This window comes from Shewanella loihica PV-4 (genome assembly GCF_000016065.1).
Lineage (GTDB): Bacteria > Pseudomonadota > Gammaproteobacteria > Enterobacterales > Shewanellaceae > Shewanella > Shewanella loihica.
Window position 1 is genome coordinate 355,451 of record NC_009092.1, and the last position, 14,063, is coordinate 369,513.

Genomic DNA, 14,063 nt, shown 5'->3' on the forward strand with positions numbered 1-14,063 from the left:
CCAAGTATCGAATGTTATCAATAGTCTGTACAGTGGTCAATTTTTTGACGCACAAATAATGCTAAAGCTAAGGCATACTCTCAGTTTGTAATGCTTAAGATTGACAAAAAAAAGGCCAAACCACTAATTGTTAGGGCTTGGCCTTACAGGGTGTCGCGATAATGTCAGCTGTTATGGAATTGTATCAATTACCAAGTTTTCGTTACCGAGTAGGTTGTTGATGATCTGAGCATCACTTAAGGTGTTGTTATTGGTTAAGTCAACATTGTTCAATACTATAGTGAGATCCACCACTCCATCATGGTTGGCATCAACAGAGATCTCAGTGTTACCACCACTGAAATTGAACGCTAAGTATTGATCTAAAGCATATACACCACTCTCTTCATCAACCAATATGGCAGACAAATCTAGCTTATCCATACTGATATCGAAGTTGAGCACAGTATCTATGCTGTTGTCATCGGACCCAACATCCCAAACAAAGGTATCTATATCGCTATCTATACCTGCATCTATGGTGTCGCTGCCCGCACCACCAATGAGTATATCGGCGCCTATGCCGCCATCGATAGTGTCGTTTCCTAGGCCTCCTAAGATGATGTCATTACCACTTCCGCCTTCGATCAGATCGTCACCAGAGCCACCGATGAGTTGATCGTCGCCTTCCAATCCGAATATGGAGTCGTTACCTTCTCGACCATAAATTTCGTCATCAAGGTTTGCCCCAGTTAATGAGTCTCCTTCTGTAGTACCGAAAATGAGATTATCTACATTATCAGTTCCTGTGACCGTTACTGCGGTATCAGGGAGCAATTCATGGGTAAAGGTTGCCTGAACAAAGCGTGCCTGATAAGAACCACCATCATTATCCAAGTAAGTAATGGTCCAAATATCACCTGGATCGACAGGATTGGCACCGAGATAATCGGCCAGGGTGATGCTATTGTCAGATTCCATTAGAATGTTTGTATAAGAGATATGAGCACTCATCAAACCGGAGTTAGCGTCATAAAACCAATCTGTTACGCCATTCGCTGCTGCTATCACAATAAAGGTGATACCGTTAATGGTCAGCCTTACAGATACTTCTTCCTCCCTTTCAATGCCAGTCTGTCCACCAATCTCGCCGTTAGGAATTGGGATGTCGAAAGGTGATTTTTGGAAATCGGTAAATAGATCTAATGCACCGCTGCTTGGATCTAAGTTTATGGCGCTGGCAAATGCACTGCTGACAGTCAGATAAGCGTCTTGGTCATTACCTGACGTCAATGGTGATGAGCCATCACCGATTAGTACGGTATTTCCGCCCAGGCTATTTGCTGGAACTGTATGTATGACAAAGTTGCCATCGACGCTATCGGAACCTGAGTTGACCGTGAAGGTTAGGTTGATATCCAGTTGATCTTCAATACCTGCATTATCTCCTGGGACATACACCAGGCTACCTAGCTCTGAAGCAGAAAGCACGACTGGATTATCGAAGTCATACAGGGTTAATACGCCCGTATTGTCATCGACGTACCAGATCTCACCTATGTCGGCTGTTTCGTCGGGATCAACGAAGGATAAACTTAATCCAGTAATGGTAATGACATCGTTATAGTCCTGATCCGTTGGCACATCGATACCAAGCGGATAACCATCTAGATAAGGTATGGCTATTTCTGCAAGTGAGGCGGGTACCCAGATCTCTTTAGCAAACTCACCCTCAATCGGATCATTATTACCATTAATGGTGATTGTGACCGTTTGGGTATCGTAAGCCCCATGCTTGTCCGCCACAGTGACATCGAAGCTAAGAGTAATGGTTTCATTGGCCGCTAGGAACTGTACAAGTGAGTTGAGAATTGAGTAATCCCAATGATCTTGATAAACGCTAAATCCGTCGATGAGCGCTTGAATTTGATCGGCGCTCAGGACGTCTGTTATATCGCCTCCACTCCACATTAAGCTGTTAGCGACATAACTAGCAGACAGATCATGGCCTACATATTCTGGTAAATACTCATCGTCTACATCTGTAAAACTTAACGTTCCTGTATCGGTCAACATTGGGTCTGAGTCATCTTCGGTGACCAAGCCACTTGTCTTATCAATCGTAAGCACCGGAATATCGTTGGTACCGGTAACGGTGACCGTGACCAGCTGGGTGCTGTAGGCACCGTGCTCGTCGGTGACGGTGACCAGGAAGGTCTCCTCATGGGTCTCGCCTTGGGCGAGGGCATCGACCAGGGCGTTATCGGCCAGGGTGTAACTCCACTCACCGGTGCTGGCGTTGATGCTAAAGGTACCGTAGTCGCTGACCTGAGGCACACCGCTCCAGGTCCAGCTGGCGCCGTTGTCGACATCTGCTGCGGTTAAGGTGCCGCCGGTGACTAGGCTGCCTGGCTCAGGCACGTTACCACCATCCATGACGCCGGCTTCCAGTACGCTACCGGTGGCGGCTTCAATGTTCGAGGTGATGACCGGAATATCGTTGGTACCGGTAACGGTGACCGTGACCAGCTGGGTGCTGTAGGCACCGTGCTCGTCGGTGACGGTGACCAGGAAGGTCTCCTCATGGGTCTCGCCTTGGGCGAGGGAATCGACCAGGGCGTTATCGGCCAGGGTGTAACTCCACTCACCGGTGCTGGCGTTGATGCTAAAGGTACCGTAGTCGCTGACCTGAGGCACACCGCTCCAGGTCCAGCTGGCGCCGTTGTCCACATCTGCTGCGGTTAAGGTGCCGCCGGTGACTAGGCTGCCTGGCTCAGGCACGTTACCACCATCCATGACGCCGGCTTCCAGTACGCTACCGGTGGCGGCTTCAATGTTCGAGGTGATGACCGGAATATCGTTGGTACCGGTAACGGTGACCGTGACCAGCTGGGTGCTGTAGGCACCGTGCTCGTCGGTGACGGTGACCAGGAAGGTCTCCTCATGGGTCTCGCCTTGGGCGAGGGCATCGACCAGGGCGTTATCGGCCAGGGTGTAACTCCACTCACCGGTGCTGGCGTTGATGCTAAAGGTACCGTAGTCGCTGACCTGAGGCACACCGCTCCAGGTCCAGCTGGCGCCGTTGTCCACATCTGCTGCGGTTAAGGTGCCGCCGGTGACTAGGCTGCCTGGCTCAGGCACGTTACCACCATCCATGACGCCGGCTTCCAGTACGCTACCGGTGGCGGCTTCAATGTTCGAGGTGATGACCGGAATATCGTTGGTACCGGTAACGGTGACCGTGACCAGCTGGGTGCTGTAGGCACCGTGCTCGTCGGTGACGGTGACCAGGAAGGTCTCCTCATGGGTCTCGCCTTGGGCGAGGGCATCGACCAGGGCGTTATCGGCCAGGGTGTAACTCCACTCACCGGTGCTGGCGTTGATGCTAAAGGTACCGTAGTCGCTGACCTGAGGCACACCGCTCCAGGTCCAGCTGGCGCCGTTGTCCACATCTGCTGCGGTTAAGGTGCCGCCGGTGACTAGGCTGCCTGGCTCAGGCACGTTACCACCATCCATGACGCCGGCTTCCAGTACGCTACCGGTGGCGGCTTCAATGTTCGAGGTGATGATGGGAGTGTCATTAGTACCCGTGATGGTGATGGTTAGCGGGACGAGTACCGAGTCGCCATCGCTATCGGTTAGCAGGTAGTTAAAGGTTTCGGTTATCTGCTGGCCTAGTGCGAGTGATTGTACTGCGCTGGATCCATTGTTGAGTTGATAGCTATAGCTACCATCGGCAAACAGGGTGAGTACCCCGAACTGACCTTGGATGCTATTGGTTTCACCAAGGCTAATTGAGGTGCCTTGGCTGTTAGTGACAGCGGTAACCTCTGCTGAGTCTGCACCTTGTATGTCGTTGCCGAGTACGTTGCCTGTTGCCACTGTAGCCGTATCTTCGGTGACGGCGTTGCTGTCGGCGAACCCTTCTGGCTGATCGTCGATAATATTGACGGTAATGGTACCTGTGGCGATATCGCCTTGATTATCGACCAATTCTATATTGAACAGGAACTGCAGCTGATCGCCAGCGCTGTGATCGGCTGAGCTATTGAAAGCGTAGTCGTAGGTAAATTGTCCCGACGCGCTGTCAAAGCCGGTGATGGTGAGGACACCATTGGGCGTGTTGATTACTATGGGGCCAGCAAATTGGCCGCCACTAATGATATTGATGCCATTGATAGTCAGGCTGCTAATACCTGCATCTGCAGCTGTTTGAATGTTGTTGGCAAAATTGGTGAGTAGTGCAGAAGGTGAACTACCCTGGGCCAGGTTGGCCTCAAATAGCGAGAAGGTCGCAGAGGAGACAGTGGGCGCACTGGGTTGAAGCTCGGGAATGATCACCTCTTCAACTGTGGTATCTGGCGTCAGTGGGAAACCTGCTGTGTCCCAGCCGGCATCGGCGAGGGTTTCATCACCGGTTCTGCCGACTGAGACGAAGTAAGCGTCGCCCTGGTTAGTCGGTGTGCCGGCTCCGGCGGCGGTTTCGGGCAGTCCTTGGGTCGGATCTTCACCGGCCAATATCTGCGCCTGCAGCGCGGCGATTTCGGGATCTAAGGCTACCGGCGTGTTGGTTTGCGGCGCGGCGTCGCTCTGTTGTTCCTGACCGGTGTCCTGGCTCACCGTTGTATCTTGATTAAGCGTGTCTTGCATCAAGTTGGCTTGGGTCGTTGATGAGCCATCTTCATATTCAAGATTAAACTTAGCATTGGGTGAAAATATAAGTTGCTCCCCGGCATGGATCAGGTCGCCTATTTTTACCTCTCTGATATTTCCTTGTTCATCTTTAACCTTGAGTTCGCCTACAAGGTTAACAACTACTGCATCCTGTGTTGTGATTGAAGCACCCATAATCATGTCTCGCTCTACAAAGAGTAAAATCAAGAGCAAAAGAGTTCTGTTTTGCGCTTGCTATTGGTATATCCACGTGGTTTAGCTCTTTAAGTGTGGTTGGCATTGGATAGCTGTCAAATAGCGGTAATTAAGGGAAAAATAGGGTGAAATAGTGTGTTTTTATAAAAATACAACTAATTAATTGTTTTAATGCGGGTTATATGTAAGGAAGCAGGTTGGGGGCATTTTTATAAATAAAAAACCACCAGTAAAGGTGGTTTCTTAGTTGAAAACAGTATAAAAAAGCGTCAAAAAATTGCCGCTTTTCGGTAATTCTGCAGTGCCTGGTTCTGTTCACCCAGGTGTTCGCAGGCCTCGGCAAGCGCCAGCCAGCGCTGTTTGGTGGGGGATTGCTGGCAGACTTTAGCCCACCACTTTTGAGACTCTCTGAACTCCTTGCTTTGATCGTACAGCGCGGCGATACAGGCCTGGTATTCGGTTTGCTCGCCGAGTTTCTTTTCAAGTTCAAAAAGTTGCTTTCTCGCGTCGAGATCCGCTGGGGTCAGCACCTGGGGCAGGGCGTCGAAGATCGCCTGCGTGGGCTGCTGTTTCGCCTGTTTCATCAGGAGTTTGATCGCCTCGTCTCTGCGCTCAAATTTGGCGAGGCCCAGGGCATATTGTGCAATAAACTCGGTTTGCTTACGTTCTGCGCGGGAAAGCCAGTGCCATGCTTTTTCTAATGCCTGTTCGTTCTGCCCCGCTGCTTGCTTGAGCAGCTCCAGGTTAACCTCGGCGTTCAGCGCTTGATGCTCGCTTTCATCTATGATGCCGCGCTTCTTAACGATGGGAAGTAGCAGCTTGAGGGCCGACCAATCTTGCTGGGCGCGATAGAGATCGAGTGCCAAAGCCAATACGGGTGGCTTGCTCTTGCTGGTCGGGTTGAGCTCGTCCAGCAGGGCGCGAGCCCGGGTGAGTTCGCCTTGTTGAAGCAGGTATCTTACTCGAGTCGTGAGTACCGCCTTGTAGGCCGCGGGATCTTTGGCCGCCTCGTTGAGGTAATGATCACGGGCGTCATGGTCGTTTCTGTGCTGGGCGGCGCGGGCGGCAGCTAATAGATTCAACGCCGGGATCTCGCCCTTGTCGGCGCCACGGGCCATCGCCTTTTCGGCGGTCGACCAATCTTCTTCGGCCAAGGCTAAGGCGCCTGTGAGGGTGTGTTTTCTGGCTGCCTTACGACGCCACTTTTCCGGTAGCAGGCGGCTGTTTAGAACCAAGTTTATGGTCCAGACGACCAGCATCTCCAGCAATACCAGCCCCACGTAAAACATGACGGCGGCAAAAATGGCAAATACCAGACTGGTTTCCAGTTCATAGTCGCCAATGGCGATATAGATATAACCTTTTAGCCAGGAGAGATAAGGGCTGGCGATTAACCCTATGATGACGATTACCAGGTAGATCAAGGCTCTTATCATAGCGATGTCTCCCGATCCTTAATCAGGCTGCCGTTGGTCACCAGCTGCTGTAGCAGCGGCGTAGCGGCAAATTGCTCTATGGTGGGCGACTGAATTTCCAGGGTGGCTAGGGCATCCAGTGCAGCCAAGGTCTGCTCGGTCTTGTTATCGTCGAGATCGAAATACTGGAAGATCCATTTTCTGGCCAGCGTCACCGACTGACGGTAATTCACCTGATCCTGTCGGAACAGTGCCAGTTGTGCCTGCAGGAGCTTGTTGCGAATGTTTTCAACAAGATACCACTGTTGATCGGGCGCCAGTAGCGGTGCCGGATCTGTGGTGCGTTTGCGTATGATGACAAACTCTTCGATGAGTGCCTGCCAAGATTTGGCCAGATTACTCTGCCAGTCGTCGATAGATTCGGTGACTTGCAACGAGTCGTCTTTGGCGTTGATTTTGGACTCGCTACGATTGACCTTGAGTTTAGGCAGGCGTTCTATGATGGTGTCTAGGCTGAGCACAGTGCCGGCTACGTCGGTACTCTTGATGGCGGCGACATCGTTCATGTCTCGCGCCAAGGCCTTACGGATCGGCGTCAGCGATGGATCTTTCATGGTTTCGATGCGATCGTCCGCGGCCTCCAGCAGGCTAAGCGCCGTCTGGGGATCTTTCTCTAGCCACAGCTTATTGCCCGCCATTCTGACCAGGTATTTGGCTTCCTCGGCCATCCAATGGTTGGGGTTGCGCTGAGCCAACTTGTTAACCTGATCCTGCACCTCACCCTGCTTGGCTTGTAGCTGGGCAAGCTTTTGATCGAATTGATTTTCTGCTGTGCGTTGCTGCTGCTCTAGATGGGTAATGCGGGTGCGCGGATCGTCTAGCCCCTGTTGCAGCTGTTTAGCCAGTACGGCCGTCTTTTCTTTCTGCTGGGTCAGCTCCTGATACAGGTAGAAACCGCCGGTTGCCGTGGCAAACAGGAGTAATAGGATAAATACCAGATTAAAGAGAAATCCCCATGAAACCCCGCCGCCAGACTGAGCGGGCTTGGTCTCCTGGGATGCTGTCGATTTGGCCTGTGGCGTGTCGGTAAAGGTCGCATCGATAGACTCATCGTGCTCTGTGGTGGCGACCGCTTTACTCTCTTGGGTATTTTTGTCCATTTAGGCAGATCCTTGAAGACGAGGGCGACATCGGCGAGCAGCTGTGTAAGAAGGCTTAATCCTGTAAACCTAAGGCTGTGAGTACTGCGTCGCGGTTTGCTGCTTTTGCATTGGTGACCCGTGTAAAACCTGCCGCAATGGCTTGGTCATAGACACGTGCGCTGGGCACTATAATATGACATGCGTGCAGCCAAGCAAATAATTCTTTAGGTACAAGTGTAATTAGGTTGGCCAGAATTTCACCACTGGTAATCACTATGGTGTCAATTGCTTGCTCTCGCCATTCATAGGGAGTGTGGGGATCGAGCTGTGGGCAGGCGCGGCGATAGACCTCCCAGTAGTCGACCTTGGCGCCTCTATCTGCCAGTTCGCTGGCCAGAGTTTCCCGGCCGCCGACTCCCCTGACTATGGTGATCTGTTGTCCAGTAATGGCTTGCAGCTGAGCTAAGGTAAGCAGGCCTTCGGTTTGCTGGCAAGACTCGGGGGCCTCAAAGGCCACAATGCCTTTGTCCTTAAGGGCGCAATAGGTTGCCTGACCGACCGCAAAATATTGCTTATCCTTAGGCCAAGCTGACGACAGGGCAATATCGGCATACTCTACCGCATTGGTGCTGATAAAGATGATGATATCAGACTGATAGAAAAGCTTTTTCTTGTGCTCATGGTCGGCTTCGTTATTTGCGACGACCGCTAGCAGCGGCGCTATGGTGAATGGCACGTCACGTTGTGACAGTGCCTCGGCCATAGACTGATTGCGCCCTTCGGGGCGCGTCAGGAGTAGCTTCATTTTTACTTGGCGTATACCGCATCTAAAATGGCTTTGGCGCCTTTAGATAGCAGCTCATCGGCCAGTGCAATACCCAGCTGCTCAGCATCTTGCTTAGCGCCACTGGTTGTGCCGCGGATCACCTGGCTACCGTCTGGGTTACCTACTAAGCCTCGAAGCGACAGGGTGTCGCCGTCGATTTCCGCATAGGCACCGATTGGCACCTGACAGCCACCTTCCAGGCGAGTGTTCATGGCACGCTCGGCGATCACGCGGTAGCGGGTTTCGATATGCTCTAGCGGTGCAAGTAGCGCCTTGACGCGTTCATCGTCGGTGCGGCATTCGATACCCACGGCGCCTTGACCGTTAGCGGGTAGCGAGTCTTCCGCCGAGATAAAGCTGGCGATACGGTCTTCGAGTTTGAGGCGTTTCAGGCCAGCGGCCGCCAGAATGATAGCGTCATAGTTGCCGGCATCTAGCTTGGCCAGGCGAGTGCCCACGTTGCCACGCAGATCGCGGATCTCAAGATCTGGGCGCGCCGCACGGATCTGGCATTGGCGTCTCAGGCTCGAGGTGCCGACGATGGCGCCCTGTGGTAACTCTTCGATATTCTTATAGGTATTTGAGACGAAGGCATCGCGTGGATCTTCACGCTCGCAGATCACCTGCAGGCCCAAACCTTCGGGGAAGTCGACCGGCACATCTTTCATCGAGTGCACGGCGATATCTGCCTTGCCTTCTAGCATGGCAACTTCCAACTCTTTAACGAACAAGCCTTTACCACCTACCTTTGCCAATGGCGTGTCTAGGATGACATCTCCCTTGGTGCTCATCGGCAGCAGTTCGACGACTAAACCCTCATGGGCTTTTTCTAGTTCGGCTTTAACAAATTCAGCTTGCCACATTGCCAGTGGACTTTTACGTGTAGCGATACGAATGACGTTTTGAGACATGCTCGATATTCCATCAGAGGCCATAGTTGCGCTAATGCTAACATTGCTAATTGCTAGATGTAAGAAATGGCTGTCGATTCTTTGAAGTTCACCCGCTTACGCTTTGTGCAGCTTGAGGATAAAGTGTGATCCAGCTCTCAAATACTTGCTGTTTCCGCCTAAGCTGTTAGCATGCTATAGGTGAGCTAAATGGACTAGGTTGCTTAAAATTGAAAGAGCAAGAGCATTTTATCGCAACGGCGGAGCGCTTAAACAAAGTGCGTTTAGCGCGTGCGCTTGCCATGTTGACGCCTCTGCAGCGTCATCTGATGCAACTGATCCCTGTGCTGTTTCACTATCATCGTAGTGACTTCCCTGGCTACAACGGCCCCATGACGCCAAGCGGCGTGTTCGAATATTTTCCCAGTGACGATGCCCTAGAGGCCTGCCGTACCTTAGGGCTCAGCGAGCCCCAGGTGATCCATCAGCAGCAGAGCGCCCTGTATGGTGTTTATACCATGGGCAGTACCGCCAGTTTTGGGCAAAACCCTAAGAGTGATATCGACGTCTGGTTGGTGTATGACCCAACCCTGGCCGACGATGAAATCGCTTCCCTGCAGGATAAGTCGCAGCTACTGACGGCCTGGTTCGGGCAGCACGATCTCGAAGTGAATATCTATCTGGTTCATCCAAAACAGTTTATTTCAAGCAGTCGCGACGGCGTGGTTCAGACCGCAAGCCTGGGGTGCGAGAATAGTGGCAGCGTGCAGCACTGGTTGCTGCTGGAAGAATTTTACCGCAGCCAGATCTGTCTCGGCGGTAAGCGGGTCGCCTGGTGGCCAGGGGCCGAGGCGATCGAGAGCCATCTCTTTCTGGGGGACGTGAGTAACCTGCCCGCCAGTGAGTATTTCGGCGCCTCCCTGTGGCAGCTCTACAAAGGCTTGGACAAGCCCCATAAGGCGCTGCTCAAGGTAATGCTGCTGGAGGCCTATGCCAGCGATTATCCCAATAGTAACCTAGTGACCACCCAGGTGTGGCAACGCACTCTGGCGGGGGATTTTTCGGCCTTCAACGATGCCTATTTTCTCCTGTATCAATCGATCGAACACTATCTGGAATATAAGAACGATAAGCGGCGCCTCGAGATCGTACGTCGCTGCTTCTATTTGAAATGCGGTATCAGGCTGACGGTGGCGGAGCACCCTAAAGATTGGCGTTACTATAAGTTGCAATCCTTGGTGACGCGCTGGGGTTGGTCCGATAACCTGCTGCGCACCTTAGATCAATGCGCCAGCTGGCACTGTGGTCAGTTGCAGTGGTTCAACGAGCAGCTCAATGAGTTGATGCTGGGCTGTTATCAGACCCTCCTACAATTTGCCTCGGCCAACAAGCTGAGCGACAGCCTGAAGATCTCCGAGTTGGGGCTGTTGACCCGCAAGCTACACACCTACTTTAGCGAGGATGACAAGCAGATCATCAGCCTCAACCGACTCTGGACCCGCTCGGTAGCCGAGGCGCACCTGACGGTGATCTACAGCCATAATACCAAGGAGTATTACCTTTACCGCTGCACCCCAGAATCGAAAAACTTCATGGGGAATCGTGCGGTATTTCACTCCCATAGCAAGGCTAAGTTATTGATTTGGGCCAGCCTGAATGGCGTATCTACCGCCCAGACTCAGTGGTACGCCTATGGCGAAGGCAAAGGCCAGGATAAGGCGCTCACCAAGGCGGCCAAGCGTCTGCCCACTATCATGACGGAGCGTCGCTGGCGGGCATCTAAGCTGGACTTGTGTCAGCCGTGGCATTTTCGTCAGCTGCTATTTCTCATCAATTTCAATCGCGATGAGACCCAGCTGTGGCGGGGGCAGGAGATCATCTTCGACTACATGAACGCCAACATCTTCTCCATGGGGCGTCACCACAGGAATATGGTGCAGTCGCTGGATGTTATCTGTCAAAACAGCTGGGGAGAGTGGCACTGCCATCATTTCGAGGGTAACGAAGCCATCTTAGATGCCTTGGTCTACATCACCCCTGGCATGCAGCGGGCACCCCAGCAGGTGAAGGTGGATGTGGTGAGCTGCTCCAGCCGTCTCAGTACCCAGATAGAGCGCAGCATCAGCCAGCTGGTTCACCGAGCAAATCGTATGTGTACCAAGGCGAAAACCTCGTCGACTATGGTGCACCCCTTGCAGGTGGGCGGGATAAAATATGGCCTGTTTTTCAACTCCAAGGGCATGGTGTATCAGGACTTGAGTGAGTCCACGGCCTTCTATCAACGTCTCTCCAAGCAGCGAATGCTCGAGCTGCCGCGGCCGGATCTCGGCAACGAGCCTTTCAGCAAGATCCCCGAGGTGATCCAGGATTTTGCCGCCATAGGTGCGATTCAATACTTCTTGCGCCCGGGCAAGGAGGGGATAGACGTATTTGTGCTGGATGAAAAAAATGAACTGAATCATTATGTTCAGCCGGGGAACAACCTAGAGGAGCTGGTGAGTCAGGTGAGTCATCATCATGCTTTTGCCGACTCTTATCTGGATAACGAACGCTTTAATCTACCGCAGTTTTTCCGTTTGGTCAGAGTCGATGGCCGACTGCAGGCGCAGCCCTTTGGGGTCAACGTCGACGAGGCAGCCATCGAATTTTAACGCCGGCTTACAGGCTCAGCGCTATGCCGCCCTGACGCAGGATAGAGGCGAGCACGAAGGGCATAAATTCGCCCGCATCGCTGCGCTCATCCAGCCATTTACCCTCGACGTAAGAGAAGTGGTATCCACCAAACTGTGTCGCTACCCAGATCTGATGCAGGGGCTCTTGCTTATTGATGACTATCTTGGACTTGTCCTGGAACTCGAGTTGCAAAACATTGCCTGAGGCATCGATGTCGATATCGGCATCTTGTTCATCGATTGCGTTCTCTATGGCATCTTCAAGTGCGGTAAACATTTCGTCGGCGAGTTGGTGATACTCTGAATCTGTCATTGCCATCTGGGCATCCTTCAGTGGAGTGGGTTGTTGCAGAGCCCACATAGTAATACCAAATTTACCAAATATCTAACTTTGGCCGGGCCCTTGTGAGGTGAAGTTTGTCGCCAGTCGCCCGCCTCTCTCTCTGCTTTGCAGAAACTAAGGAGGTAGCCTCGGCTTGCCAATGAATAAAAATATTCACATTCGGGGGTTTTAGTCTGGGTTAAGCTTGACGTTTTGGCCCTATCTCTGCAAACATCAGACAGACTCGATATTGGTTGTGCGCGGGCGAGTCAGGCGAAGGGCAAGGGCCCAGTTTGATGACGATAAAGCGAGATTTTGCTGAGCAGGGATTTCGTTTGTCAGGTCGATGCCTGAAATATGAAAAGTGAATTTTTATGGCTTTTAGCGGGGATTTATCCTGTTTGGGGTAAAAATCATCTTTTTCTCTCCCGCGAGCCGAGATAGTGCGTACAATCATGAGAAACATGATGAAAAAGGTACGGAGCCCTTTGGCTACCGTGTGTGATCCCCTCGAAACTGGAATGTCTGATGTTGAATAAGATGAAACCGATTTTACTTATGGTGTTGGCGAGCGCGGCGCTGAGCGGCTGCGGGCAGAAGGGGCCTCTGTATAAATCGCCAGCGCAAGAAGACAACCAGAAGCCGCAGGTGGAACAGCCCACGCCAGCAACCGAGCAGAATAACAATAAGGATTAAGCCCAGTGGATCACTTTCTCTATCAACAAGATGAACTCTATGCCGAGCAATGTACCGTTGCCTCTCTCGCAGAAACCTATGGCACGCCGCTCTATGTCTATTCGCGCGCGACCCTAGAGCGCCACTGGCATGCCTTCGACAATGCGGTTGCCGACCATCCCCATATGATCTGCTACGCGGTGAAGGCCAACTCTAACCTGGCGGTGCTGAATGTGTTAGCGCGTCTGGGCAGTGGCTTCGATATCGTCTCCGGCGGCGAGTTGGCAAGAGTATTAGAAGCCGGTGGTGAGGCGAGTAAGGTGGTCTTCTCTGGCGTCGGCAAGACAGTTGCCGAGATGGAGATGGCCCTGGAAGCGGGGATCTACTGCTTCAATGTCGAGTCGGCCGCCGAGCTCGAGCAGCTTAACCTGGTCGCACTGAGGCTGGGCAAAGTCGCGCCTGTATCACTGCGGGTTAACCCAGATGTGGACGCCGGCACACACCCTTATATCTCGACCGGCTTGAAAGAGAATAAGTTTGGTATCGCCATGGAAGAGGCCGAGGCGATCTTCCTGCGGGCAAATGAATTGCCGGGCCTGGCAGTGAAGGGCGCCGATTGCCATATCGGCTCGCAGCTCACCGAGTTACAGCCTTTCCTCGATGCCATGGATCGCATGTTGGCCCTCATCGACCGTCTGGCCGAGCAGGGGGTGAAGATTGCGCACCTGGATGTGGGCGGCGGTCTGGGGGTCACCTATGATGGCGAGCAGCCGCCGGAGCCGAGTGCCTACGCCAGTGCCCTGCTTGGTAAACTCGCGGGACGCGACCTCAAGCTCATCTTCGAGCCGGGACGTGCCATTGCCGCCAATGCCGGTATCTTCGTGACTCAGGTGCTCTACCTGAAAGAGAACGCCGAGAAGAATTTCGCCCTAGTCGACGGCGCCATGAACGACCTTATTCGTCCTTCGCTGTATAGTGCCTGGCAGAAGATCATCCCTGTGGTTCCACGCCCAGGCGAGACCCGCCAATATGACGTGGTGGGCCCAGTGTGTGAGACGGGTGACTTCTTAGGCAAAGACAGGGCGCTCAACATCAGGGCCAATGATCTGTTGGCGGTGCGCTCGTCGGGCGCCTATGGCTTTACCATGGCATCAAATTATAACTCTCGCCCCCGCGCCGCCGAGGTGATGGTGGATGGCGAACGTCATTATTTGGTGAGAGAGCGAGAAAAAGTCGCGCAATTATGGCAAGGTGAACAACTCCTCCCTTAAGC

General features: G+C 52.8%; 9 protein-coding genes. 3 read left to right on the plus strand and 6 right to left on the minus strand.

The genetic code is table 11. The annotated features are described in order from the left end of the window. Positions 1-171: 171 nt before the first annotated feature. From SHEW_RS01640 to hemC, 5 genes are all read right to left on the minus strand, one after another. Entirely contained in the window at positions 172-4,827 is a 4,656-nt protein-coding gene (locus SHEW_RS01640; RefSeq protein ID WP_190272403.1) for a retention module-containing protein, read from the minus strand. A 290-nt stretch (positions 4,828-5,117) separates the two neighbouring features. Next, the gene (locus SHEW_RS01645; RefSeq protein ID WP_011864121.1) at positions 5,118-6,284 is read right to left on the minus strand and encodes a heme biosynthesis HemY N-terminal domain-containing protein; all 1,167 of its coding nucleotides are present in this window, start codon (positions 6,282-6,284) and stop codon (positions 5,118-5,120) included. After that, positions 6,281-7,423, minus strand: a complete 1,143-nt coding sequence (locus SHEW_RS01650; protein WP_011864122.1) for a uroporphyrinogen-III C-methyltransferase — start codon at positions 7,421-7,423, stop codon at positions 6,281-6,283. The genes SHEW_RS01645 and SHEW_RS01650 overlap by 4 nt, the downstream gene beginning before the upstream one ends. 55 nt (positions 7,424-7,478) lie before the next feature. Next, on the minus strand, positions 7,479-8,210 hold the full coding sequence (locus SHEW_RS01655; protein ID WP_011864123.1) for a uroporphyrinogen-III synthase: 732 nt from the start codon (positions 8,208-8,210) through the stop codon (positions 7,479-7,481). A 2-nt stretch (positions 8,211-8,212) separates the two neighbouring features. Next, on the minus strand, positions 8,213-9,142 hold the full coding sequence (hemC, locus tag SHEW_RS01660; RefSeq protein ID WP_041406288.1) for a hydroxymethylbilane synthase: 930 nt from the start codon (positions 9,140-9,142) through the stop codon (positions 8,213-8,215). Positions 9,143-9,351: 209 nt separating this feature from the next. Here hemC and SHEW_RS01665 point away from each other — a divergent pair, with 209 nt between their 5' ends. Then, positions 9,352-11,772 (plus strand): class I adenylate cyclase, encoded by a 2,421-nt coding sequence (locus SHEW_RS01665; protein WP_011864125.1) that lies wholly within the window; start codon positions 9,352-9,354, stop codon positions 11,770-11,772. A gap of 7 nt (positions 11,773-11,779) precedes the next feature. On the opposite strand, the gene cyaY is transcribed toward SHEW_RS01665, so the two are convergent. Continuing rightward, a complete protein-coding gene (cyaY, locus tag SHEW_RS01670) occupies positions 11,780-12,112 on the minus strand; it encodes an iron donor protein CyaY (RefSeq protein ID WP_041406290.1) in 333 nt (110 codons plus the stop codon). Between the two features lie 543 nt (positions 12,113-12,655). Here cyaY and lptM point away from each other — a divergent pair. Then, positions 12,656-12,811, plus strand: a complete 156-nt coding sequence (lptM, locus tag SHEW_RS20285; RefSeq protein WP_223294750.1) for an LPS translocon maturation chaperone LptM — start codon at positions 12,656-12,658, stop codon at positions 12,809-12,811. Between the two features lie 5 nt (positions 12,812-12,816). Further along, the gene (gene lysA, locus SHEW_RS01675) at positions 12,817-14,061 is read left to right on the plus strand and encodes a diaminopimelate decarboxylase (RefSeq protein WP_011864128.1); all 1,245 of its coding nucleotides are present in this window, start codon (positions 12,817-12,819) and stop codon (positions 14,059-14,061) included. The last annotated feature ends 2 nt before the right edge of the window (positions 14,062-14,063 follow it).

Coding starts and splice junctions, on each gene's coding strand:
- SHEW_RS01640 (WP_190272403.1), bottom strand. CDS start 4,827: ATGGGTGCTTCAATCACAACACAGGATGCAGTAGTTGTTAACCTTGTA.
- SHEW_RS01645 (WP_011864121.1), bottom strand. CDS start 6,284: ATGATAAGAGCCTTGATCTACCTGGTAATCGTCATCATAGGGTTAATC.
- SHEW_RS01650 (WP_011864122.1), bottom strand. CDS start 7,423: ATGGACAAAAATACCCAAGAGAGTAAAGCGGTCGCCACCACAGAGCAC.
- SHEW_RS01655 (WP_011864123.1), bottom strand. CDS start 8,210: ATGAAGCTACTCCTGACGCGCCCCGAAGGGCGCAATCAGTCTATGGCC.
- hemC (WP_041406288.1), bottom strand. CDS start 9,142: ATGTCTCAAAACGTCATTCGTATCGCTACACGTAAAAGTCCACTGGCA.
- cyaY (WP_041406290.1), bottom strand. CDS start 12,112: ATGGCAATGACAGATTCAGAGTATCACCAACTCGCCGACGAAATGTTT.
- lptM (WP_223294750.1), top strand. CDS start 12,656: ATGAAACCGATTTTACTTATGGTGTTGGCGAGCGCGGCGCTGAGCGGC.